The following is a 24,236-nucleotide window of genomic DNA, read 5'->3' as shown; positions in this document are numbered from 1 at the left end:
TACCCATGATTACTGCTCGTCGTGTTGCCCGTGAATTGGCGTTGCTCAGTGCCGCTCAAGTGTTACGCCAACCGAAACTGCTCGATGAAAGTGACTGCCGCAGCTTGATCCTGATGGCGGTACGGACGCTGGCGAGTGATGTGCGCGATACCCTCGAACAGGCCGGCACTGAACTTAGTGAAAGTCAGCGACTGCTCAACCATAGCGAGTTTCAGTTGCCCCACCTCGAAAAGGCACAGATGGTGCTTCAAGATGCCCTCAAGCGGGCGGAAAAGGGCTTGAACAAAATAGGTGCTGCCCTCGATTTACCCGAAATTCTCTACTTTGCCCATCAAGAGGAAGTTCAAGCCTACGCGATCGCCCTACTGCGCAGTTTGCAGCGACACCAAACGGAGATTCAAGAACTGGTGAATCGCTCAATGGTGGATTGGCAACTGGAGCGACTGACGCACTTAGATCGCGCCATTATTGAAATGGCCGTCGCAGAGATGCGCTATCTTGACGTGGCCAAGCCAGTGGCCATCAACGAGGCGATCGAACTGGCCAAACGCTACAGCGACCAAGGTAGTCATCGCTTTATCAATGGTGTGCTGCGGCGGATCAGTGAGGCCCTTGACACGGCTCAAGCGGCCACTGGTAACTGAAACGACTGCCACAATTGCTGCCGCCCCAATTCCACATCCTCAGGCCGACATTGCCAGTGGGGATGGGCACTCATCACTAAACTTTCGAGGGTTTCGCGATCAAAGAGATGCCAAACAGGGGCACCGGCAACAGGGTGGGCGATCGCCAAGAGATTTTCAGCCACGCAGTGAATTTCTAAACAGGTGGCTGCTCGCTGAATTTGCAACTGCTGCCCCGGTAGGAGTGATCGCACCGCCTCCATAATTTCCCGTAGTTCCGAGATGCTCTGGACACATACCCCCGGAATGGCCACCCGCTGCTGGGGATCCCCATTGACTTGCAGCCAGTAATGACGGCTGGGATCAATTCCCAGAAGCCAAGGATCAACATCATCTAAGCGATAACGGGGAGCCAAGGAGAGTCCGTGCATCATTTATCCATTTCCTAAATCACAGCATTGATATCTGGCGATCGCAAGGGATCACTCTCGTATATGTAGTGTGATAAGTCTCCTTTATTTGATCAATCAAAGTTAATAATGCTTAATCTTTTGCCCATAGTTGTTAACAAAGCGCCGTTTTGCCCCCAGCAAGATCACTGTTTTGTTGCGGCAGCTACAGTTATCCGAGAGAAAATGGTTAAAATGAAGTTAAGAATAGGTTAACCCCTGAGAAAAAGGATAGGTAAGCAATGAATAAATACGAATTTTTACATCCCTACAGCCGTTACCACGGTGAGTTTACACCCGAAAACTTTTTATTTGATGCCAACTTACAGGAGTTTGCGACTCGAGTGAGCTACATTTCCAGTCTCGAAAACAGTGGCAAGCTTTCCCCTCAGGAAGCCTATGAGCAAATTAAACGCCTTTGGCAAGAACTGAAAGCAACCAAAAAAGCGCTGCTAGATACGGCGCCCCCTAGCTAGGCTTGGAGGCGATGGAGTGTCTCCCGAATCAAGTCGGTCGGTACCTGATCAAAAATGTCCACATGGCCAATGGCGGTGGGGAGAATAAATCGCACCTGTTGCGCCTGAACCTTCTTGTCATGCTGTAGCAGTGCCAGCAGTCCCTCCACATCAAAGTAAGCCGGGATTGTGGTCGGCAACTTTGCCTTGAGAATCAATGCCCGTTGGGCAGCGGCGGCTTCTGCTGACCAGTACCCCAAGGCCACCGCCAGTTCCCCAGCGGCAATCATGCCAATGGCCACAGCCTCGCCGTGATTCAAAAGGCGATAGTTGCCCATACTTTCAAGGGCATGGCCAATGGTGTGCCCGTAATTCAAAATGGCCCGCAGTCCGGTTTCGCGCTCATCCTTGCTAACCACATCCACCTTCGCTTGGCAGGAACGCTGTAGGATTTGAAGCAACTGCTCAGCAGGCACAGCAGCCATGCGATCCAAACGCGGCAGCTGACTCAACAAATCAAACAGCTCAGTATCCCAAATCACACCATACTTAATCACCTCTGCCATACCAGCCCGGAATTCTCTGGGGGGCAGGGTTGCCAAAACATCGGGATCAATGACCACAAGACGAGGTTGATGAAAGGCTCCAATGAGATTTTTGCCCTGGGGATGGTTCACCCCTGTTTTCCCACCAATCGCCGCATCCACCATCGCCAAGAGACTGGTGGGAATCTGAACCACGGCAATCCCCCGCAGCCAAGTCGCCGCCGCAAAGCCCGTCATGTCGCCAATGACGCCACCACCAAGGGCAAAGAGCGTAGAACCCCGCTCTAAACGCTGACTCAGGGCAGCATCATAAATCTTTTCAACGGTTCTGAGGGTTTTGTAGCGTTCCCCTGCTGGCAGAATACAGGGGGTGACTTGCCAGCCCGCTTGCGTTAATGCCTCTTGCACATCCGTGCCGTAGTGCCGCCAAATTTGCGGATTGGAAACGATGAGGGCAGGGGCTTTCGGCGTCAAAGGCGTATATTCGGCCAACAGTGCAGGCAACTGCCGCCGTGTGTTGGCACCAATGGCAATTCGGTAGGCGTGCTCACCAAGGGGAACGGGAATCAGCGTCGTCATTGTCGGATTTGCTGGGGACAACTACATTAAGTATTTTTAAGTATTTTCAGTCATCACTGCCGGGGCGGGGAAAGGCCGGCTTCGCTTGCCAAGGGGCAAAAAACGGCAGGAGGAGAAGTGCGGGTAAGGCAGCGCCAATTGTAAAGAGAAAAAAGAGCGGCCACCCCATGATCTCCGCCGCTTTGCCCGCAGGGGCTGCTAGCACGTCTCGACTAAAGGCAAAAAGGCTAGAGAGCAGGGCATACTGCGTTGCGCTAAATTGAGGGTTGCAGAGGCTCATTAAAAGAGCCGTCAGAGCAGCGATCGCCAGTCCGGCACAGAAGTTATCAATACTAATGGCGGCCACCATCACCGTTGGATTGGCACCGGCATTGGCCAAAACAAAGTAGGAGACATTGCTAGAAGCTTGCAATCCCCCCATGATCCAAAGAGCACGGTGAATACCGATTTGACTGATGGCCGCCCCGCCGGCAAGGGCACCAACAATGGTGGCAATCAGCCCGACACCCCCTTGCACCGCACCAATTTGGGTTTGGCTAAAGCCCTGCTGCAACAGGAAAGGGGTCATCATGTTCCCTGTGAGCGCATCCCCCAAGCGGTAGAGGCAGATAAAGAGCAGAATAATCAGCCCTGTTCCCCAGCCGTAGCGCTGGAAAAAATCAAGGAAGGGGCGAATCACTGCTTGTGCCAATGAAGGAGGAGCCGGGGGATGGACTTCGGGTTCCGGTGCCCAAAGGGTCGTGACCATGCCCACAAGCATCAGCAGCGCCATCAGGACGTAAACCACGGGCCAAGGCAGTTGATCGGCAAGAATCAGGGCTAGGGAACCCGTGACCAAGAGCGCAATGCGATAGCCAAGGACGTAAATACCTGCACCCGCCCCCATTTCAAGGGGTTCTAGGACATCGGCACGATAGGCATCCACCGCAATATCTTGGCTGGCGCTCAAAAAGGCAATGGCGAAGGCATTCACTGCCAATAGCCGTAGGCTCGTACTGGGATCCTGTACCGCCATTAGGGCGATCGCCCCCAAGAGGAGCACCTGAATGAGCAGTAACCAGCCCCGCCGCCGTCCCAAAAAGGGAATCGTATAGCGATCCAGTAAGGGAGACCAGAGAAACTTCAATGAGTAGGGCAACCCCACGAGGCTAAAGAGACCAATAGCGGTCAAGTCAATGCCCTCAACGGTCATCCATGCTTGCAGTGTTCGGCTGGTGAGAAACAGGGGCAACCCTGAGGAAAAGCCCAGCAAGAGCAGTGCTGCCATTTTGCGACTTTGAAACACCCGTAGAGCTGCGCCGATTCCCGCCATTCATGTCGTTTCCCTGCTTGAGACTTGCCCTAGTGTAGAGCAAAAGGGGCAGTCACCTAAAGACTACTGGCTTGACTGATGCGGCTGGGGCGAAAAGCGGGCCGACAGGTATCTAGGGAAACGGGGACGGGTTTGACGTGCCAGATGTCTTTGCAGTACTCCGCAATCGTGCGATCGCTAGAGAATTTGCCCATGCGCGCCACATTAAGAATAGACATCTGTGTCCAGTGGCTCTTCTCGCGGAAGGCTTGGGCAACCCGTTGCTGACAGTCCACATAGGATTGGTAGTCCGCCAACAGCATATAGGGATCTTCGTTGAGCAGGGAACTGACAATCGGTTCAAATAGCCCCGGCTCACGTGGATTGAAGTAGTCGGAAATCAGGCTGTCAATCACTTTCTTGAGCATTGGGTTGCTGTTGTAGTACTCGCAGGGATTGTAGCCCTCAGCTTTCAGGCTCATTACCTCTTGCGCCGTCAGACCAAAGAGGAAGAAGTTCTCTGCCCCCACCTCTTGGCGAATTTCCACATTTGCCCCATCCAGAGTACCAATCGTCAGGGCACCATTGAGGGCAAATTTCATGTTGCCGGTGCCGGAGGCCTCCTTACCAGCGGTGGAGATCTGCTCTGAAAGATCAGCCGCAGGATAGGTCATTTCCCCAAGGGAAACGGAATAGTTACTGAGGAACACGACCCGCAGACGGCCATTGACATCCCGATCATGGTTGACCATATCCCCCACCGCATTGATCAGCTTGATGATCATCTTGGCCATGAAGTAGCCGGGGGCTGCCTTGCCGCCAAAAATAAATGTGCGCGGCTGAATGTCAATGCTGGGGTTGGCCTTGATTTGTTCGTAGAGGGTAATAATGTGGAGCACCGCCAAGTGCTGCCGCTTGTACTCATGGATCCGCTTCACTTGAATGTCAAACAGGGAATAGGGATCCACCTCAATCTGGTTGTGGCGCCAAATGTACTCCGCTAGGCGTTCTTTGTTGACTTGCTTGATTTGCTGCCACTTGGCCTGAAAGGCGGGATCCGTGGCGTAGGGTTCTAGGCCGCGCAGGTCTTCAAGGTGGGTAATCCAGCGATCGCTCTTCAGTGTTTCGGTAATCAGGCTGGCCAAGCGGGGATTACTCATCAATAGCCAACGGCGGGGGGTAATGCCATTGGTTTTGTTCTGGAACTTGTTGGGGTACATCTCGTAGAAGTCCCGCATCAGCTCCTGCTTGATCAGCTCTGTGTGCAGTTCGGCGACCCCGTTGACCGTATGGCTGCCGACACAGGCCAAATGCGCCATGCGCACCTGCTTGGGATGACCTTCCTCAATCAAGGACATGCGTGCTAAGCGGGCAATGTTGCCGGGATAGCGTTGGCGAATCTCGTTGAGGAAGCGGTAGTTAATCTCGTAAATAATTTCAAGGTGGCGCGGCAGTAGTTGCGCAAAAAGTTCCACCGACCAGCGTTCAAGGGCTTCCGCCAGCAGGGTATGGTTGGTGTAGGCAAAAGTGCGCTGGGTAATGTCCCACGCTTTTTCCCACGGGAGTTGGTACTCATCCACCAGCAGTCGCATCAGTTCAGCCACCCCAATGGCGGGGTGGGTATCATTGAGCTGAATGGCTACTTTGTCGGGGAAGGCGTCAAAGCTGGTGTGCCGCCGCAGGTAAAGGCGAATAATGTCCTGCAACGAACAGGAGACAAAGAAATACTGTTGCCGCAGGCGCAGCTCCTTGCCTTGGGGAGTGTTGTCGTTGGGGTAAAGAACCTTCGAGATATTCTCACTAAAGGTTTTTTCCGAGACCGCTTGGGTGTAGTCGCCGGCGTTGAAGACCTGTAAATTAAAATCCTGAGCAGCGCGGGCACTCCAAAGGCGCAGGGTATTGACGGTATTTTTGCCATAGCCTGGAATTGGTGTATCGTAGGGGGTGCCCAAGACGGTGGTACTGGGAATCCAGCGCACGCGGTAGTGCCCTTGGACATCGGTGTAGGCTTCGGTGTGGCCGCCAAACTTAACTTCGACATTGTAGTCGGGGCGGGCAATCTCCCAAGGGTTGCCAAAGCGCAGCCAGTTGTCGGGGACTTCGTGCTGCCAGCCATTGGTGATGATTTGCTCGAAAATCCCATACTCGTAGCGAATGCCGTAGCCAACAGCGGGAATTTCGAGGGTGGCTAAGGAGTCGAGGAAACAAGCCGCCAACCGTCCTAGGCCGCCATTTCCTAAGCCTGGTTCAGGTTCGCGATCCATGAGTTCATTGAGATCTAAGCCAAAGTCGGTCATGGCCTGTTTGGTTTGCTCATAGAGGCCGACGTTAATCAGATTATTCAGAAGCAAGCGACCAATGAGAAACTCTGCCGACAGGTAATAGACCACCTTGGCATCCTGCTCAAAATAGGTTTGGGCGGTTTTAATCCGTCGATGCAGCAGGCGATCGCGCACCGTGTAGGCCAGTGCCATGAAGTAATCGTAGGGCGTGGCAAACATGGCATCCTTGCCCTGGATGTAGTGCAGGTTATCAACAAAGGCGCGCTTCAGGGTTTGCACGGTCATCCCTGTGCGATCGCTCTCGATATACAAATCGCAGTGTTCGTCGTTGGCAGTAGGGTTGGTGTGGGAAACTGAATGAACAGGATGACCGTTGGGCGTGGCGGAATTATTCATGCAACCTGTAGCTCTGAAGGAATCGGCAATCACTTAACTTAAGGCTAATACAGATTTGTGAAATGTACATTAGACTACCGCTGCGGGAATTTTAATAATTGATTTATCTGCCTTTACATTTTTTTAATCTTCTCAAAGAGTCTGCCAATCCCTTGGGCAATCCCTAATCAAACCAACCAATTTCCGCATCCCCAAGGGGAGAGGCATTGGGATTAGGGATGGGAACTTCATTAACAAGGGGTTTAAATCCCACATCCTCAAAGCGGTAGGGCTGAGGCGCCGTGAGTTGGCGAATGACTTCTTTGGCCTCTTCAAATTCGGCTTCTAGGGTCTGATGGCGGGTTTGGAGGTTCTGAAGCTCAGTTTCGAGGGCTTGGGCGCGATCGCGCCACGTTTGCACTTCCTGTTGCAGTTGCTCTATCTGGGTACTGTGAGCGGTTTTCTCAGCTTCTGCCGCTGCTAACGCTGCTTTGAGGGCGGCCAGTTCTTGCTCTAGTTCTGCCTTGGTGGGCTGGTGTCGACTCCGCTTGCTGGGCGCTTGACGCTGTTTAGCTGCCTCTTGCCGCAGTAAATCGCTGAGGTTTTGGTGTTCCATCCAATCCTTAAATTATTTGCAAAACAACAGGCGTGCATTTGTCCCTCTTTTGTTAATACTGATCTTTGCATAAAATTCGCACTGATAGGATATAATCGCTTGGAATTCTTTTGGCTGTGAGAGTGAAATATGCTAACCTCGACCGCAACGCCGCTGACCACAGAGCAGGCACACCTCGAGATTCAGGGGGGCTATCGGTTATCGGGGGAGGTGAGGATTAGCGGAGCCAAGAATTCAGCATTAGTCTTGATGGCGGCGGCACTCTTAGCAGCGGATACAACCATTCTTCGTGCAGTGCCTGACTTGGCGGATATTCGTCGCCTTGGGGAAATTTTACAGGCATTGGGGGTCAAGGTACACCGCCTCGGTAGTGAAGCGATCGCCATTGATGCCACGGAATTAAATACCAATGATCCCCCCTATAGTTTGGTCAGCCAACTGCGGGCGAGTTTCTTTGCCATTGGTCCATTGGTGGCACGGTTGGGGATTGCTCGTGTTCCCTTGCCCGGCGGCTGCGCTATTGGCGCTCGTCCGGTGGAACTGCATGTGCGCGGTCTGCAAGCGATGGGAGCCGAAGTCACGATTGACCACGGTGTTGTTACCGCCAGTGCCCCCAAACTGAAGGGAACCCGCATCTATTTGGACTATCCCAGCGTTGGTGCAACGGAAACCCTGATGATGGCCGCCACCCTTGCCGAGGGGGAAACCACGATTGAAAATGCCGCTCAAGAACCGGAAGTGGTGGATTTGGCCAACTTCTGTATCGCCATGGGGGCAAAAATCTATGGGGCAGGCACCAATTCGATTACCATTGTTGGGGTCGATCGCCTCCACGGCACTGAATACGAAATTATCCCCGATCGCATTGAAGCGGGCACATTTCTCTTGGCGGCTGCCGTCACCCGCTCGGCCATTACATTGGCACCGGTCATTCCCAGTCACCTAACACCTGTGGTTGCCAAACTGGAAGAAATGGGAGCGAGGATTGAATTTCCCGATCCCACCCGTGTCCGCTTTACCCCTGCGCAGCGCTATCGTGCCACCGACATTGAAACGCTCCCCTACCCTGGCTTTCCCACGGATATGCAGGCCTTGATGATGACGTTGCTGGCCATCAGTGAGGGGAATAGTTTAGTCAGCGAAACGGTGTTTGAAAATCGCTTTGGCCATGTGGCTGAACTCAATCGCATGGGCGCCGACATTCGCGTCAAGGGAAATCACGCTGCCATCCGAGGGGTGCCCTATCTTTCGGGTGCACCGGTAACAGGTACGGATTTGCGTGCCACAGCGGCTTTAGTCGTTGCTGGACTGGCTGCCCACGGCGAAACCCACGTCTATGGCTTGCAGCACTTAGATCGGGGCTACTGGCAAATTGAAGCCAAGCTGCGGGGTTTGGGTGCACAGCTAGAGCGTTATGTTCCGAGTACAGCCCCTTCTCCAGTGTTTTAGTCCGTCCTTGGGGGCAAGTGCCATCTCGGTTCCCATACCCCCTGTCCATTGCATCATCACGTTCCCCAGCACCGCAGCCACTGTCGGCGTCCAATACTCCCAGGCTCTGAGGGGTAAGGCTAATGCCCCCCAATAGGCACCAAAAAGACAGCTTAAGAGAAGACCAGCACTGGGTTGCTGCTTGATAACAATTTCATGGGCTAATTCTAAGTCCCACGGGGCGATCGCCAAGGCATAGCGGATCACCTCTCCTCTCTCTAGAGGTACGGCCAAAGGCTCAGGTGCCCAAGCCGCCGCGAGGTATTCATGGAGCAGGGTCTGAATCTCCTGCAACGCCGCGGGGACTGAGATCAAAGGTTGATCCCATGATGCCAACAACTGCGGCAGCTGAACGGGCCACTCCCCTTGGTTGGGGGTTAACCATTGGTGGGGTAGTGTCTGGGCTAGATAGATATCCTCTTTAGCGATGCCCCACAGAAGTCCAAGGAGGGCACCGCGAAACTGCTCATAGACGCCTCCTCTGACCATCACGCCGACTGCTTTTGACCCACGACAGCATAGAAAGGATCAGTAAATCCCAGCCAAGGCCAGCGACGGGGCAGCTGGGTTTCTACCACCTTGAGGGAGGGAATGCTATCAATGTAGGTTTGCACCAAGCGCAGGCGATCGCCCTCGGTACCCTCGCGCCACGCCTGAATCGCCTTCTCAAAAAACATGCGATTCGAGAAGCTGACAATGACCACCCCTTGGGGGTTGAGGATACGGGCAATTTCTGTAAAAGTGGCCTCAGGATACTGGAGGTACTGCACCGACACCGCCATCAAGACAGCATCAAAACTGGCATCCTCTAGGGGCAAGGCCAACTCTTCATTAAGATTCTGAACGAAATAACGATCCAAGCGGGGGTTGCGGGCTAGCTCCGCCGCATTCATCCCATGGCCCACCACTTCCGCAAAGGATAGCTCTGGTGGTAGATGGGACACCCAACTACTCATTAAGTCCAAAACCCGCAGTTGTGGCTTTAAGTATTGGCGGTAGAGATCCGTGAGGCGGGCAAGAAAGAAATCATCCACGTGGGTAACAAAGCGCGGTGCCGCGTAAAAGAGATCATCGCTGCGGCTATCCAGTTTCGTGCGCTGGTAGGGATTGAGAATCATCGACCTAACTGCTGAGCAATCTCCTTTTGAAGATAACGAACAACTTCGCTTATAGGGAGGGTGGATTTGGCACCGCTTGCGCGGATCACGAGTTCCACTTCACCATTGGCGATCGCCCGCCCCGTCACTAGGCGATAGGGAATGCCAATGAGATCCGCATCTTTGAATTTCACCCCTGCCCGCTCATCGCGATCGTCGAAGAGCACCTCAATTCCTGCCGCCTGAAGCTGATCGTAGAGGTCAGTGGCCACCTGCATTTGCTGCCCATCCTCGATGTTGGGAACGACAATGATCACTTGATAGGGGGCGATCGCCAGCGGCCAAATAATGCCCTGTGGATCGTGGTGCTGCTCCACCGCCGCCTGAGCCAAGCGGGAAACCCCAATGCCATAGCAGCCCATCACCAGTGGCACCTCTTCCCCCTGTTCATTGGTGTAGGTGGCCTTCATTGCCTCAGAGTACTTTGTCCCCAACTGGAAAATATGGCCAATTTCAATGCCACGGGCGGTCTCTAGGTGCTGTGTTGGATCGTGGCAGGCGCGATCGCCGGCTTGGGCTTTGCGAACATCGGCGACAATGGCCGGTAATGGACAGGATTTGCCCCAATTGACACCGACACGGTGCTGTTGATCGCGATTGGCTCCTGTAATAAACCGCTTTAACTCCGTTACGGTGTGATCGGCAATGCGAATCCAGTGGGGAATGATCTGGGGATCGGCTTTAATAACGCCGTCCTCTATGTCAGGGCCAATGTAACCAAAGGGAATGGGGGTGGCTGCCCACTCTTGGGCGGTATTGGCATCCGCCACCCGCAGATCCAGCAATTTCGTTGCCCCGTAGTTGGGCGCAAGGGAAGTGAGGGTGTTGTGCAGCTTGACGCTATTCACCTCTTGATCGCCGCGAATACTCACCAACACCAGACCCACCCGCCCATTATCGAAAACCGTTCGATAGAGGACATTTTTGACAATTTGCGTCGGATGGCACTGCAAGTGCTCAACAAGGGCATCAATGGTTGCTGTATTGGGGGTATCTAGTGTCGCCACCTTTTTGTAAGTTGTGGGCACCGCGTCAGGGGGCAGCGAAACGGCCTTTTCCACATTGGCGGCATATTGGCCGTCAGCCGTATAGAGCACTTCATCTTCGCCAGCGGCAGCCAGCACCATAAACTCATGGGATCCCGATCCGCCAATGGCACCCGAATCCGCCTCCACGGCTCGAAACGTCAGGCCACAGCGCTGAAGAATACGGCTATAGGTGTCGTACATCACCTGATAGGTTTCCTTGAGGCTGGCCACATCGGCATGGAAGGAGTAGCCGTCCTTCATAATGAATTCTCGTCCCCGCATCAGACCAAATCGCGGGCGAATCTCATCGCGGAACTTTGTTTGAATTTGGTACAGGTGAACGGGCAACTGACGATAGGAGCGAATCAAGTCCTTAGCGAGGGTGGTGATGACCTCTTCATGGGTCGGCCCTAGTCCCAACTGCCGCTCAGCGCGATCGGTGAGGGAAAACATAATCCCTTCGGCCTTGGTATAGGTGTCCCAGCGTCCCGACTCTTGCCACAGTTCAGCGGGTTGCAATTGCGGCAGCAAACATTCCAAAGCACCACTGCGGTTCATTTCCTCACGGACAATGGCGCTCACTTTTTGCAGCACTCGCCACATCAAGGGCAGATAGCTATAGATGCCACTGGCAATCCGCCGAATATATCCCGCCCGCAGCAATAATTTGTGGCTGGGAATTTCTGCTTCCGCTGGATCATCGCGAAGCGTGACAAAAAGCATTTGCGAGAGACGCATAGCTGGGCTACCGATACTGCACAGAGCCTCTATTTTACGATGACCAGCGATCGCTAGGGGGTAGCCATTGGTTCGGGATCCGCTGCTGGCGGTTGAACAGGTGTCGGCGTCGGGGCAGCAGTGGCTTCAGGTGTCGGTGCAGGTCTGGCAGGGGTAACCGTGGTTTCAGGGGTGGGAGATGCCTCAGGGGTGGGTGCAGGGGTAGCAGCCTCTGGCGTGGGTGTTGCTGGCGGAGCTGATGTTGGTTCGGTGACTGGTTCAGAAGTCCTTGGTGTTGCTGGCGGAGCTGATTCTGGTTCGGTGACTGGTTCAGAAGTCCTTTCAGGAGTACTGGGGGGGCTTTCCCACCAAGCGGGCGTGGGTGCTGCCTGTTGCCGTTGGCGCACACTGAGTTCATAGTCCCACTGCCAGATGCGATTGAGAGCTTCACGGTAGAGGGCGCGATCGCGACCAATTTGCTCAGCGGTTTGAATGGCTTCCTCTAGTTTGCCTTCCCGTGCCAAGCGAATCGCTCGATCCAGAATCGGACGATCCTCAATTTCTTCCAGTTTTTCCTGCCACTCGTTGCGGTAGTTGGCCACTACAGAAGCAAGCACAGCATTGCTGGGGAAGTATTGCAGAACCCCTAGGGCGGCCTGATACTGTTTCTGTTCTGCGAGGGCGATCGCCGCATGGAGCAAGGGCTGCTCATTAATCGTACGCAGATCCCGCTGCCAAAGGGCAATCAAACCTTGGGCTTGACCCCGTTCCGGCTGACCAAGGGGCACCTGCCGAGCTTGAGCAATGGCCAAGGCATACCCCCAGCGCAGATGAGAATTGGCGAGCCACGATGCCCACTGAAGATGCTGCTGGTTGCGCAACTGCTGCTGCCATGTTTTGAGGTAGGCCTGAGCCGATTCATAGAAGGGATCCGTGGTGGGAATCTGCTGCACGCGGGCGATCGCTTCCCAGTAGCCCAAAACCGTTCCCTTGGCCGCAAGGGCTTTGGCCTGCCCCAAGATGACAATCGGGCGATCGTGGTAGGACACATCGAGAGCGGGGGCAATTTTTTCAATCAGTGCTAGGGCACCCTCGCGATCACCGGCCGTTAAGCGTTCTTCAGCGTACACAAACACTTCAGGAATCCAACGGCGAATATCCGCTTGGGCTTGGGAATAAACAACCGCCTCGGGGGGAATTTGCAGAGCCAGCATGACCGCCTCGGCCAGTTCATTGGCTGTTAACCAAGCCGCCAAATCCCGTGCCTGCACCAATTGCACCCACGCATCCTGTTCTTGGGAGATACGCACCGAGAGCTTTTGTGCCTGTTCGCGCCAGTAGTCGGTGCCCAACTGGTTCATCAGTTTCACTTGCAGTAATGCCAACCCCCAGTCCTGCTGGCGCAGCGCCGCCTCTGCCGTGGCCAACAAGTTTCCCCCTTCTCCCACATTCGTTGCGGTCAGTAGCTCTTGAGCTTGGGAGTAGCTCGCTGCGGTGGTGGGGATTTTTTTCAGGAGCAGCGTTGCCAGATCAATATTGCCTTGGCTCAACTGTTGGCGGGCAATCACGAGTAGGGCGGCTGACCATTCATCCACACGCCGCTTTGCTTGGGGAAACAGGGGGTGATCTTCGGGCCACTGACTGACGGTTTCAATGGCTTGAGCCAGAGAGGGTAAGTTGCCGTGGAGGGCGGCTTGATCGGCACAGTAGAGGCGATCGCCATCGCTCATGACGAGGCCGGAGTGACGACAATCGGGCAAGGGGGGTAAAACCAATAGCCAAGCACTGGCGGTCATCAGGGTTACGCCGGAGATTAAAAAGGGGATGAGCCAAGGCCACCCCTCATATGCCATGAGTCGTTGGCGGTAGGTTTGCCAGCGGGAGAGCAGAGATTCAGTGACTGTTGTCCCCACAGGGGCGATCGCTAGCTCCGCTGACTTAGGAACCTGCCGGAACCACCGTTGCCAAACCTCTAGTGCTTTCATTTCCTGCTGCGGCTCCTCACCCACTGCCTGCAATTTCCCTAGGATGCTAGGGAGGTCGTTAGAACTTGTTATAGCAAATCAACTTGGCAATTCCCTCCTGAAGTTGCCGTTTCCCACGGCAGGATTATAATTTAAGGATACGAATCGCAATAATCCTTAACATTTCTCCTGATTTTGCAACGCCTGTGACCGCACTCTGGCAACGCTTGATTTTAATTTCCCCCTTTTTCTTTTGGGGAACTGCCATGGTGGCCATGAAAGAGGTGATGCCCCATACCTCGCCGCTGTGGGTTGCCGGTGTGCGCCTTGTGCCCGCAGGCCTGTTGGTTTTAGCGGTGGCGATCGCCCTCGGTAAGCCCCAACCCAATAGCTTACGGGCGTGGGGATGGATTAGTCTTTTTGCCCTTGTGGATGGCCTTTTATTTCAGGGGTTTCTGGCCACTGGCTTAGCAAAAACGGGAGCCGGGCTGGGTTCTGTCATGATTGACTCCCAACCCCTTGCGGTGGCATTGCTGTCCCGCTGGCTATATCAAGAGCGCGTTGGCGGCTGGGGCTGGCTGGGGTTATTTCTTGGCTTAGTGGGCATTAGTGGTATTGGTCTAGGCGATGATCTCTTGACGTTGCTCCATCAACCCAGCGCATGGCAAGGTATTCCTTGGGGACAGTGGTGGCAGCGAGGTGAACTGTGGATGCTGTTGGCTGCCCTCTCAATGGCCGTGGGAACCATTCTCATGCGTCCCTTGGCACGCTATGCGGATCCCGTTGTGGCTACCGGCTGGCACATGGTCTTGGGCGGGTTGCCCCTCTTGCTCTTGCCGAGCCTGAATACCCCAGCACCTTGGGCGGCTCTACAGTGGCCGGATGTCTTTAATTTGGGCTATGCCACCCTCTTCGGTAGTGCCCTGTCCTACGGTGTCTTTTTCTATTTCGCTGCCAAGGGGAATCTGACTAGTCTCAGTGCCCTGACCTTTCTCACCCCAGTATTTGCCCTCACCTTTGGGCATTGGTTCTTAGGGGAAACCCTGAGTCAGGTTCAGTTGGTGGGGGTGGGGCTAACGCTCATGAGCATTTACATCATCAATCAGCGCCAAGTGCTTGGGCGGTGGTGGCAACAACTCCCCTTACCCGCCCGCTTGCGGGAATCGGCAACTTCGGTCAGCGTTAAAGTAGTCGATCAAAAGTAGTCGATTAACCTCAGTCAAATAGGTCAGTTTCCTGCCCAGCGTCCCCACACCCCAGCAAGTCTATGAATGATCCCTTTCACCTGATCCAGTTATCAGATCTGCATCTATTTGCCACAGATGAAGGCAGACTCCTTGGCCTGCCCACGGCTCAATCCCTAGCTGCTGTTTTAGGGGTAATTCACCGTCATGCCCCTGCTGCCCTGCTGTTGACGGGAGACTTGGCACAGGAACCCGTTGCCACCACCTACGACCGTTTGGCCACTGCTTTCAGGGACTTTACCTGTCCCGTATATTGGATTCCCGGTAACCATGATGAACCAAGGGTAATGCTGCCGGCGCTGGAACGTCCGCCGCTGAGGGGCGATCGCCAGATCAATCTTGGGACTTGGCAAGGCCTGCTCCTCAGTTCCCAAGCGGATGGCAAAGTCCATGGTGAATTGCGTCCTGAAACCTTAAGCTGGCTAGAGGCAACCTTGAGTCGCGGGGGCGATCGCCCCACATTCATTGCCCTGCACCATCCCCCCTTTGAGACCGGTGCCCCATGGCTTGATAGTAGCCGCCTACAAAACCCTGAGCACCTTTTTGCTGTGTTGGATCGCCACCCTCAAGTCAAACTCGTCCTCTTTGGCCATATTCATCAGGAATTTGCCACCGAGCGGCAAGGGGTAATGTATCTCGGCTGCCCCTCCACCTGTATCCAGTTTTTGCCTCGCGCCCCTGAATTTTCCCTTGAACCCATTGGTCCCGGTTTTCGTCATCTGTCGTTATACCCCGATGGCACCTTTAGAACCCACATTGAGCGGGTTGAGATTCCCCTCACATTGGACTTTAGTGCCAAAGGGTACTAAAACCTAGGCGATAGACACATTTGTAGGCTATACCTATTGAAAAGTGCGTGTAGGTAGGAGTGGTGGGCTATGAACCTCAGTCGGAGCACCGATGAGATTAAACCGGTTCCCGAGATGACCAGTGGTCGAGTCCCCTATACCCCCCGCAATCATCGCCGTATTCTCTGCATTTTCCCCCGCTATAGCCGCTCCTTTGGCACCTTTCACCACGCCTACCCCCTCATGGGCACGGTGCGCGCCTTTATGCCACCCCAAGGGATTTTGTTGGTGGCCGCCTATCTTCCAGAATCTTGGGAAGTGCGCCTGATTGATGAAAATGTACGGCCAGCAACCGATGCTGACTATGCTTGGGCTGATATTGTCATTACTAGCGGCATGCACATTCAGCGGCCACAAATTTTAGAAATCAACGACATTGCCCATCGTCACGGTAAACTCACTGCCCTCGGCGGGCCTTCGGTCTCCAGTTGTCCGGAATACTATCCCGATGTGGATATTCTCCACCTAGGGGAACTGGGGGATGCCACCGATAAAATGATTGCTTACTTTGACGAGTACGGCAGCCAGCGCCCGCCCCAACAACTGATCTTTGAAACCACGGCACGGTTACCCCTGAGTGAATTTCCTGTGCCTGCCTACCAGCACGTGCGCATGGAAAATTACTTCCTCGGCAGTGTGCAGTTTTCTAGTGGCTGTCCCTTTCGCTGTGAGTTTTGTGATATTCCCGAACTCTATGGCCGCAATCCGCGCCTGAAAACGCCGCAGCAAATCCTCAAGGAACTGGATACAATGCTGGCTTCTGGGAATCCGGGGGCGGTCTATTTCGTTGACGATAACTTTATTGGCAATCGCCGCGCGGTGACCGAATTACTGCCGCACCTCATTGACTGGCAAAGGGCCAATGGCTACCCGCTGCAATTTGCCTGCGAAGCGACCCTGAACATTGCCCAAAGCCCAAAACTCCTAGAAATGATGCGGGAGGCCTATTTCTGTACCATTTTCTGTGGCATTGAAACCCCGGAACCTGAAGCCCTCCACGCCATCCACAAGGATCAAAATCTAAGTATGCCGATTTTGCAGGCGGTGCAAACCCTCAATCGTTACGGCATGGAAGTGGTTTCTGGGATCATTATTGGCTTTGATACCGATACACCCCAAACGGGCGATCGCATCCTTGAGTTTATTCGCGCCTCCCACATTCCCACTCTGACAATTAACCTGCTACACGCTCTACCGCGTACGCCTCTCTGGCGCCGGCTGGAAGCAGAAGGTCGCCTCAACCATGATGAAAACCGCGAGTCCAATGTTGAGTTCCTCATGCCCTACGAAGAGGTGGTGGAAATGTGGCGCCGCACCATCACAACGGCCTATGAACCCGAATTTCTCTACGAGCGGTTTGCCTATCAAATGGAACACACCTATCCCAACCGCATTGCAGTGCCGAATAGCCCAGCTCGCCTCAGCCGCGAAAATATCCTGCGGGGACTGCGGATCATGAAAAATCTCCTCTGGCACGTGGGGCTTTGGGGCAGCTACCGCAAGACCTTCTGGAAACTGGCAGGGCCGGCCCTGAAAAAAGGCCAAATTGAACAAGTGATCCACGTGGGTGTGGTGGGGCATCATCTGATTAACTTTGCCCAAGAATGTGCCCGTGGGGATGAGGCGGCGTCCTTCTATGCCCAACGGCTACGGCAAAAAAACACAACGGCCACCTCACCCAAATCGGCCATCAAGTTGCCAGTGAAGCTGCGCTAACGCTCCTCGCAGCATTCCCCATCCCTAGGGTGGGCTGCTTTATTTACTGTACAGTCATATAATAGAATCATTAAGCTAAGTTATCTTGATCTGTGTCTCTAGTGTGCGATATCCCCTATGGTTGATCTCCCTTCCCCTGAGTTACTCGTCCACGTTGCCGACTATTTCAAAGTGCTGGCGGAACCGAGTCGGCTGCAAGTGCTCTGTGCCCTGAAACAGGGACGACGCAATGTCTCGGAGATTATTCAGGAAACGGGCTTGGGGCAGGCCAATGTCTCAAAGCACTTGAAAACCCTTGCTCAGGCAGGTCTGGTGCGGCGCCAGCCCCAAGGGGTTACCGTCTATTACGAAATTGCTGACCCGACGATCTTTCCGCTGTGTGATCTGGTGTGTCAGCGGCTGAAGCAGCGGATTGAAGAGCAATCCCAAATGGTCAAGGAATTGGTGCACAATTTCTCCTAGGCGCCATGCCCCAATATGCGAGAATAGTGGCGTACGTGTTACGAGTATGCCCTTTGCGGCTCACCACTAGCATTTAGCAATGACGAAATATGTTTTTGTGACCGGCGGTGTTGTCTCCAGCATTGGTAAGGGAATTGTTGCCGCCAGTCTGGGCCGCCTCTTGAAATCGCGGCAGTATTCCGTGTCAATTCTCAAGCTTGATCCCTACATCAATGTGGATCCAGGCACGATGAGTCCCTTCCAGCACGGGGAAGTGTTTGTCACCGACGATGGTGCCGAAACGGATTTGGACTTGGGGCACTACGAGCGCTTTACGGATACCCCCATGTCCCGCCTCAATAGCGTCACGACGGGATCCATTTACCAAGCGGTGATTAACAAAGAGCGACGCGGCGACTATATGGGGGGAACAGTGCAGGTCATCCCCCACATTACGAATGAGATTAAAGAACGCATTCTGCGGGTAGCGAAGGACAAAAACCCCGATGTGGTGATCATTGAAATTGGGGGAACTGTTGGCGATATTGAGTCGCTGCCCTTTCTAGAGGCCATCCGTCAGTTTCGCACGGAGGTGGGGCGGCACCATGTGCTGTTTATGCATGTAACCTTGGTGCCTTGGATTCCCTCGGCAGGGGAAATGAAAACCAAACCCACCCAGCACTCGGTGAAGGAATTGCGCTCCATTGGGATTCAGCCGGATATTCTGATCTGTCGTTGCGATCGCCCCCTTGTCCCCGGCATTAAAGAAAAGCTCTCCCAATTTTGTGATGTTCCTGTGGAATGTGTCATTCCCTCGCCGGATGCCAAAAGTATTTATGAAGTGCCCCTGCTGCTTGAGCGCGAAGGGTTAGCCACCCAAGTTTTGAGTCTTTTGAACTTGGAGCAACGGCAACCGGATCTCAGTCAGTGGCAGGCTCTGGTGGAGCGGCTCTACCGTTCCCATACCCCCTTAGAGGTGGCGATTGTGGGCAAATATGTCCGCCTCAGTGATGCCTATCTTTCGGTGGTGGAAGCCCTGCGGCACTCGGCGATCGCCCTTGATCAAGAACTACGGATCCGCTGGGTCAACTCCGAGGAAGTGGTTGAAAACGGGGTGGAAAATGCCCTCAGCAATGTGGCGGCCATTGTTGTGCCGGGGGGCTTTGGCATCCGCGGGGTCGAAGGGAAAATTGCGGCTATTCAGTACGCCCGTGAGCAGGGGATTCCCTTTTTAGGGCTGTGCTTGGGGATGCAGTGTGCCGTCATTGAGTGGGCACGCCATATTGCGGGCTTAGAAAATGCCAACAGTGCTGAGTTTGATGCCAATACCCCCCATCCCGTGATTCACCTGTTGCCCGAACAGCAGGACATTGTGGATTTGGGGGGAACGATGCGCTTGGGCTTGTATGCCTGCCGCCTAGCCTCCAATTCCCTTGCCGAAAAGCTCTATGGGGAGACGGTCATCTACGAGCGGCACCGCCATCGCTACGAGTTTAATAATGCCTATCGCAGCCTTTTTTTGGAAACGGGCTATCAAATTACGGGCACCTCGCCTGATGGCCGCTTAGTAGAAATTATCGAGTATCCGGCTCACCCCTTCTTTATTGCGGTGCAGTTTCACCCCGAGTTTCGTTCCCGTCCCAATGCGCCTCATCCTCTCTTTTACGGTTTGCTGGCAGCAGCAGCCAAGGATTCTAACCGTGAGGATGCCCAGTTAGTCCCAAGCCTCTAGATTTCGCAGCGGTTCCACAAGGATAGTGCTAGCATCTGTTGCCCGTATGGCCACATCGGTCAGGGCACCCACCCGTACGGCCAAGGTTTGACTGAAGGGGGCACGACGCAACAGGGTGACGGTTTGGCCGACCGTCAATCCCACGGCTGCAAGGCGGCGTTGCCAAGCAGGGGTTCCCTCAATGGCAGTGATGCGTGCCAGCGTCCCAAGGGGCAGTTCAGACAGCAACACAGGCCGCCTCATGAAACAGATGCAGCAGGGGTTCCCAAGCGCCGCACGTCCTGAAGGGCTTCCTTGGCGGAGGGATAGCGATCGCTAAAGTTAAACTTCACCATTTTATTTAGCACTGCCGCTAGCCGCTCACTGACTGTAACGCACTGTTGCCAATCCACTTCACCCGTGCGGGGGTCTCGGGGAAGGTCGCGGGGTTTAATGCCCGTTAAAGCCTGCAGCACAATCATACCCACAGCGTAAATATCGCTGCTGAGGGTGGGCTGTCCAGAGAGTTGTTCGGGGGGGGCGTAGCCCATTGTGCCAATAATCACGGTGCTCCCTTGGGTTTGCTTCACTTCTTGGGGTTGAATTTGTTTCACCGCTCCAAAGTCAATCAGCACCAGCTTGCGATCGCTGGCACGGCGAATAATATTGTCGGGCTTAATATCGCGGTGAATCACATAGTGACTGTGGACAAAACTCAGCACTTCCAAGATTTCCCGTAGGATTTGGGTGGCTTCGGCTTCCGTGTGTTTGCGTTTCAGCTCCTCACTTAGGGAAGCACCATCAATAAACTCCTGCACTAGATAGAATTCCTGATTTTCCTCAACATAGGCCAGCAAGAGGGGAATTTGATCGTGGCGTCCTAACTTTTCAAGGATTTCTGCTTCGGTATGAAAGAGCCGTCGCGCCACCTGCATAAAGCGCTCATCGGTGCGTCCCGGTCGCAAATGCTTGACCACACAGAGGGGGTTCCCCGGTCGCTGGGTATCCTGAGCCAAATAGGTGCGGCCAAAGCCCCCTGACCCCAAGACTTTTTGGATTTTGTAGCGACCACTGAGGAGAGAACGGGGTTTGCCGGTAATTTCTGTGGGTTCTCGCAGGGCTGCATTGAGGGCTGCCGTATCCTCGGCCATCAGCGATCGCAACAGCGCCAAGGCTTTTTCCTGTTCCTGTACTTTTTCTTGGAAAGATTTTTGCTCCTGCTGCGCTTGATAACTCACATAGCCAACCATGCCGACACTGCTGAGCACCAGGGCGATCGCCGGCGGCACCACGGGAATCCAGCCACTCCCGATCACAAAAATGCCAAACCCGCCACCAAAAAGGACAATGAGTCCCCCCACTACCGCGCCCCCCAACCACAGCGGTTGCCGCAACCACCAGCCAAGGACACTGCCCACCCCAGCCCACAGCAGAATCCAGCCAAGCACCACCGGCAGCGGCCAATACCAAATGGGACTTTCGCCGTCGAGGGCCGCACTCAGGAATTGACTCACCATCTGGCCATGAACAACCACCCCCGGCATTTGCTGCGTCACGGCATCACTACCGCTATAGGGGGTGAGGAAAATATCCTTGATGCTCGGCGCAGACACCCCAATCAAAACGACGCGATCGCGAATCAGGTCTTCGCTCACTCGTCCAGTCAGTACATCCGTTAGGGAAACCGTTGGCCCCACTGCGGTGCGTGAGCGGTACTTCAGCAGGGTTTGCATGCCGCGATCGTCCACCCCCACATAGCCACCGGCATCGCTGCTGAGGAGGGGAAAATGCACATCATTGAGCGTCAAACCCTTCTCATCGAGTTTGATAGTCTGAGCGGGGTCTTGTTCTAGGTAGCGCAGTGCCAGCATCAGGGCAAAGGAAAAGGGCGTTGTACACCGCTGCGCCTTAGGATTGCTGATCACAAATAGATTGCGGCGAATGACACCATCATTATCGAGGGGGATATCGGCAAAGCCCACTCGCTCTGGCACCTGTGCTGCGGGAATACTGGGTGGTGGCGGCACTTCGGGTTGCTCCGCTGTTTCCCCCGTTGATTTGCACACTGGAATAATGCGCGGGTTGATGCGAATCATGTTTTGCAGCTCGTCGTGGGCGGGGGGGTGGGGCAAATCGCGGAAAATATCCAAGCCAATGGCCCGCGGGCTAGCGGCATTGAGGCGGGTGAGGAGATCGGCAACGGTAGCATCCGGCAGGGGCCACGTTTTTTGGGCTTGGATGTCCTGCTCCGTTACCAGCACCGTCAGGATACGCGAATCAGGGTCACGGGCGGGTTGCGATCGCACATAGAAGTCATACAGACTCAGTTCCGACGGCTGAAGCAGTCCCAGTTGGCGCACACCGATCACCACAGCGGCTACTCCCAGTGTGGTGGCAACAACCGGCATCGGCAGCCATTTTGGCCAAGGGTAGGGCACGATTTCAACTCCTCGCGCAATTGTGCAGCGGCGCCTTGAGAGCATCACTAGATCGATTTTAGCGAACCGCCATCTTCCCTTTCCGCTGCTGCTAGGGGATGAGCAACGGGATATACAGCCAATAGAGGTCACTGTTCTCTTGGTGCTAGATGGCGATCGCTCCCCAGCGCAATAATGTAACAATATGTAACAAAAGTCAGCGATCGCGCGGGGGAAACTGAACCCTTACAATAGGTTTCAGATGTGCTATTTTGCATCATTGGCACGCCAAACTCAGCCTTCTTGTGCGGGGATAGATATCAATTGGGCATGATTCCTGATAAGTTCAGAAAAACGCCTCTTAGTGGCACGCCTATGGCCTCAATGCCTATGTCCGAACTGCCCTTTTCCCTTGATCAATTGCGCATCCTGAAGGCGATCGCCCTCGAAGGAAGCTTTAAGCGAGCCGCTGACAGCCTTTACGTCTCCCAACCCGCAGTGAGTTTACAGGTGCAAAACCTTGAGCGCCAACTGGATGTTCCCCTATTTGACCGCGGGGGACGCCGTGCCCAACTCACCGAAGCCGGACAACTCCTACTGGCTTACGGCGATCAAATTCTCTCCCTGTGCCATGAAGCCTGCCGTGCCATCGAAGACTTACAAAAATTGCAGGGGGGGACATTGATCATTGGAGCCAGCCAAACCACCGGCACCTACCTGATGCCCCGCATGATTGGCCTGTTTCGCAGCAAATATCCCGAAGTTGCTGTTCAACTGCATGTGCATTCCACCCGCCGCACCTGCTGGAGCTTGGTCAACGGTCAAATTGATCTGGCAATTATTGGTGGTGAAGTTCCCTCAGAACTCAGCGAGCAAATTACCGTCACCCCCTATGCTGAGGATGAACTGGCACTGGTCTTACCCGTGGATCATCCCTTGGCTAGTGCCGAAACCCTCACCAAAGAAGACTTGTACAAGCTGGGCTTTATTGCTCTCGATGCCCAATCCACCATTCGTAAGGTGATTGATCAGGTACTGCAGCGCGCCAACATTGACCCTCGCCGCCTGAAGGTGGAGATGGAGCTGAATTCCATTGAGGCCATTAAAAACGCCGTGCAGTCGGGCTTGGGGGCTGCCTTTGTCTCCATTTCCGCCATTGAGAAGGAGTTACAACTGGGGAGCCTACGGCGGATGGGTATCGAAAATGTGGTGGTGAAACGCACCCTGTCACTGATTACCAATCCCAATCGCTACCGATCGCGGGCAGCCGAGGTCTTCTGCCGTGAAATTCTCACCCAATTTGCCACCTTTGCCATTGATACAGAACTGACAACGGCCAAGTCCCCCATCTCCGATAGTGAAAAACCCCTTAAGGAACTGCTGACGATCGCCCCCCTTGAGGAAAACAGCACCAATGTCAGTAATTCTTAGGGCGACGCAGTGGCAGCCAACAGGCAGAATAGTCGCGCTCAGGAGAGTTTATTATTTCAAAAGATCGGAGTATGATAATAGATCGCGCTGTTCATAACTGATGACCATGGCCCTGCAACACGACATTAAACAAGAAATCATCAACACCTACCAGATCCACGGTACCGATACTGGCTCTGCGGATGTCCAAGTTGCCATCCTCACGGAGCGGATCAAGCAGCTTTCTGAGCATCTCAAGGCGAATAAAAAAGATCACGCCTCTCGCCGAGGACTGCTGAAAATTATTGGCCGTCGCAAGCGGCTACTGGCCTATATCCATCGCCACGATGCCCAGCGCTATCGCCAACTCATTGAACGTCTAGGAATTCGGGGTTAAAGACAATGGCAAAACGGTCGGATCTGCCTTTTGAGCCTAAAAAGAAAAAAGGAGCAACCAAGTCTGCCAAAGCTCCTGCTGCCGCAGCCGTCCGTTCTAATACCCCAAAATCCCCAGCCAAGCCAGCCAAAAAAAGTACAGGCATTCCAGAAATTGTCAGCCAACGCATGGTTACCCGGATGGCAATCTGCTGCGGTACCCCCACGCTTTTGGGATTGATGACGTTTCCCCTGAGCTATTTGGTCGTCCACGAGGGCTGGTTCAAGTTGCCCAATGTGGCAGTGGTTATCGTTAGCTTAGGCCTGTTTGGCTTTGGGGCGCTGGGACTGAGCTATGGCATTCTTTCTGCGTCTTGGGATGAGCACGAGCAGGGAAGTTGGCTCGGCTGGCGAGAGTTTCGCACCAATTTTGGTCGTGTGGTCGAGAGTTGGCAGGCCTATCAGGCTCAGCGATCGCAAAATGCCGAGTGAGCGCACCCCTTGA

Annotated in this window: 22 protein-coding genes; 11 read left to right on the top strand and 11 right to left on the bottom strand. The window is 54.3% G+C overall.

The window, feature by feature from the left end; translation table 11 throughout:
• The first annotated feature begins 5 nt into the window (after positions 1–5).
• Complete coding sequence (gene nusB, locus RHK62_RS05515) at positions 6–644, top strand: transcription antitermination factor NusB (protein ID WP_310453421.1); 639 nt, start codon at positions 6–8, stop codon at positions 642–644.
• Here the strand turns inward: nusB and RHK62_RS05510 are convergent.
• Positions 623–1,057, bottom strand: a complete 435-nt coding sequence (locus RHK62_RS05510; protein ID WP_206201374.1) for a hypothetical protein — start codon at positions 1,055–1,057, stop codon at positions 623–625. The genes nusB and RHK62_RS05510 overlap by 22 nt on opposite strands.
• A gap of 257 nt (positions 1,058–1,314) precedes the next feature.
• Here RHK62_RS05510 and RHK62_RS05505 point away from each other — a divergent pair, with 257 nt between their 5' ends.
• On the top strand, positions 1,315–1,548 hold the full coding sequence (locus RHK62_RS05505; RefSeq protein WP_206201373.1) for a hypothetical protein: 234 nt from the start codon (positions 1,315–1,317) through the stop codon (positions 1,546–1,548).
• Here RHK62_RS05505 and aroB read toward each other — a convergent pair.
• The 4 genes from aroB to RHK62_RS05485 form a co-directional block, all read right to left on the bottom strand.
• On the bottom strand, positions 1,545–2,651 hold the full coding sequence (gene aroB / locus RHK62_RS05500; protein WP_206201372.1) for a 3-dehydroquinate synthase: 1,107 nt from the start codon (positions 2,649–2,651) through the stop codon (positions 1,545–1,547). The genes RHK62_RS05505 and aroB overlap by 4 nt on opposite strands.
• A gap of 46 nt (positions 2,652–2,697) precedes the next feature.
• Positions 2,698–3,963: an AmpG family muropeptide MFS transporter gene (locus RHK62_RS05495; protein ID WP_206201371.1), complete on the bottom strand. Its 1,266-nt coding sequence runs from the start codon at positions 3,961–3,963 to the stop codon at positions 2,698–2,700.
• A 56-nt stretch (positions 3,964–4,019) separates the two neighbouring features.
• Positions 4,020–6,620: a glycogen/starch/alpha-glucan phosphorylase gene (locus RHK62_RS05490; RefSeq protein ID WP_310453420.1), complete on the bottom strand. Its 2,601-nt coding sequence runs from the start codon at positions 6,618–6,620 to the stop codon at positions 4,020–4,022.
• A gap of 163 nt (positions 6,621–6,783) precedes the next feature.
• Entirely contained in the window at positions 6,784–7,215 is a 432-nt protein-coding gene (locus RHK62_RS05485) for a hypothetical protein (RefSeq protein ID WP_302679035.1), read from the bottom strand.
• A gap of 129 nt (positions 7,216–7,344) precedes the next feature.
• Between RHK62_RS05485 and murA the strand changes: the two genes are divergently transcribed.
• Complete coding sequence (gene murA, locus RHK62_RS05480) at positions 7,345–8,664, top strand: UDP-N-acetylglucosamine 1-carboxyvinyltransferase (protein WP_310453419.1); 1,320 nt, start codon at positions 7,345–7,347, stop codon at positions 8,662–8,664.
• On the opposite strand, the gene RHK62_RS05475 is transcribed toward murA, so the two are convergent.
• Genes RHK62_RS05475 through RHK62_RS05460 form a run of 4 tightly spaced genes read right to left on the bottom strand, consistent with a single transcriptional unit; the run spans position 8,620 to position 13,614 of the window.
• Entirely contained in the window at positions 8,620–9,192 is a 573-nt protein-coding gene (locus RHK62_RS05475; protein ID WP_310453418.1) for a hypothetical protein, read from the bottom strand. The genes murA and RHK62_RS05475 overlap by 45 nt on opposite strands.
• Positions 9,192–9,821, bottom strand: a complete 630-nt coding sequence (locus RHK62_RS05470) for a methyltransferase domain-containing protein (protein WP_302679032.1) — start codon at positions 9,819–9,821, stop codon at positions 9,192–9,194. Before RHK62_RS05470 ends, RHK62_RS05475 begins: the two co-directional genes overlap by 1 nt.
• Positions 9,818–11,626: a proline--tRNA ligase gene (locus RHK62_RS05465; protein ID WP_302679031.1), complete on the bottom strand. Its 1,809-nt coding sequence runs from the start codon at positions 11,624–11,626 to the stop codon at positions 9,818–9,820. The genes RHK62_RS05470 and RHK62_RS05465 overlap by 4 nt, the downstream gene beginning before the upstream one ends.
• A 53-nt stretch (positions 11,627–11,679) precedes the next feature.
• Complete coding sequence (locus RHK62_RS05460) at positions 11,680–13,614, bottom strand: hypothetical protein (protein WP_310453417.1); 1,935 nt, start codon at positions 13,612–13,614, stop codon at positions 11,680–11,682.
• Positions 13,615–13,835: 221 nt separating this feature from the next.
• On the opposite strand from RHK62_RS05460, the gene RHK62_RS05455 reads away from it, so the two are divergent.
• The 5 genes from RHK62_RS05455 (at position 13,836) to RHK62_RS05435 (ending at position 19,550) form a co-directional block, all read left to right on the top strand.
• Positions 13,836–14,774 carry a DMT family transporter gene (locus RHK62_RS05455; RefSeq protein ID WP_399378034.1) on the top strand — a complete coding sequence of 313 codons (939 nt, stop codon included), beginning with the start codon at positions 13,836–13,838 and terminating at the stop codon, positions 14,772–14,774.
• A 62-nt stretch (positions 14,775–14,836) separates the two neighbouring features.
• On the top strand, positions 14,837–15,622 hold the full coding sequence (gene cpdA, locus RHK62_RS05450; RefSeq protein ID WP_310453415.1) for a 3',5'-cyclic-AMP phosphodiesterase: 786 nt from the start codon (positions 14,837–14,839) through the stop codon (positions 15,620–15,622).
• Positions 15,623–15,691: 69 nt separating this feature from the next.
• Positions 15,692–17,377, top strand: a complete 1,686-nt coding sequence (locus tag RHK62_RS05445) for a B12-binding domain-containing radical SAM protein (RefSeq protein WP_310438437.1) — start codon at positions 15,692–15,694, stop codon at positions 17,375–17,377.
• Positions 17,378–17,494: 117 nt separating this feature from the next.
• Positions 17,495–17,839: a helix-turn-helix transcriptional regulator gene (locus RHK62_RS05440; RefSeq protein WP_206201360.1), complete on the top strand. Its 345-nt coding sequence runs from the start codon at positions 17,495–17,497 to the stop codon at positions 17,837–17,839.
• A 79-nt stretch (positions 17,840–17,918) separates the two neighbouring features.
• Entirely contained in the window at positions 17,919–19,550 is a 1,632-nt protein-coding gene (locus RHK62_RS05435) for a CTP synthase (protein ID WP_206201359.1), read from the top strand.
• On the opposite strand, the gene RHK62_RS05430 is transcribed toward RHK62_RS05435, so the two are convergent.
• Complete coding sequence (locus RHK62_RS05430; RefSeq protein WP_206201358.1) at positions 19,533–19,793, bottom strand: FeoA family protein; 261 nt, start codon at positions 19,791–19,793, stop codon at positions 19,533–19,535. The two genes, RHK62_RS05435 and RHK62_RS05430, sit on opposite strands and share 18 nt — an antisense overlap.
• Positions 19,790–21,967, bottom strand: a complete 2,178-nt coding sequence (locus tag RHK62_RS05425; protein WP_310453414.1) for a CHASE2 domain-containing serine/threonine-protein kinase — start codon at positions 21,965–21,967, stop codon at positions 19,790–19,792. The genes RHK62_RS05430 and RHK62_RS05425 overlap by 4 nt, the downstream gene beginning before the upstream one ends.
• A gap of 369 nt (positions 21,968–22,336) precedes the next feature.
• Between RHK62_RS05425 and RHK62_RS05420 the strand changes: the two genes are divergently transcribed.
• From RHK62_RS05420 to RHK62_RS05410, 3 genes are all read left to right on the top strand, one after another.
• A complete protein-coding gene (locus tag RHK62_RS05420; protein ID WP_206201356.1) occupies positions 22,337–23,377 on the top strand; it encodes a LysR family transcriptional regulator in 1,041 nt (346 codons plus the stop codon).
• Positions 23,378–23,483: 106 nt separating this feature from the next.
• On the top strand, positions 23,484–23,753 hold the full coding sequence (rpsO, locus tag RHK62_RS05415) for a 30S ribosomal protein S15 (protein WP_206201355.1): 270 nt from the start codon (positions 23,484–23,486) through the stop codon (positions 23,751–23,753).
• Positions 23,754–23,758: 5 nt separating this feature from the next.
• Entirely contained in the window at positions 23,759–24,223 is a 465-nt protein-coding gene (locus tag RHK62_RS05410) for a PAM68 family protein (RefSeq protein WP_310453413.1), read from the top strand.
• The last annotated feature ends 13 nt before the right edge of the window (positions 24,224–24,236 follow it).

The sequence above is a fragment of the Thermosynechococcus sp. HY213 genome (genome assembly GCF_031460975.1).
Taxonomy (GTDB): domain Bacteria; phylum Cyanobacteriota; class Cyanobacteriia; order Thermosynechococcales; family Thermosynechococcaceae; genus Thermosynechococcus.
The sequence above is the reverse complement of the archived record's forward strand: the minus strand, read 5'-3'. Positions and strand labels throughout refer to the sequence as shown.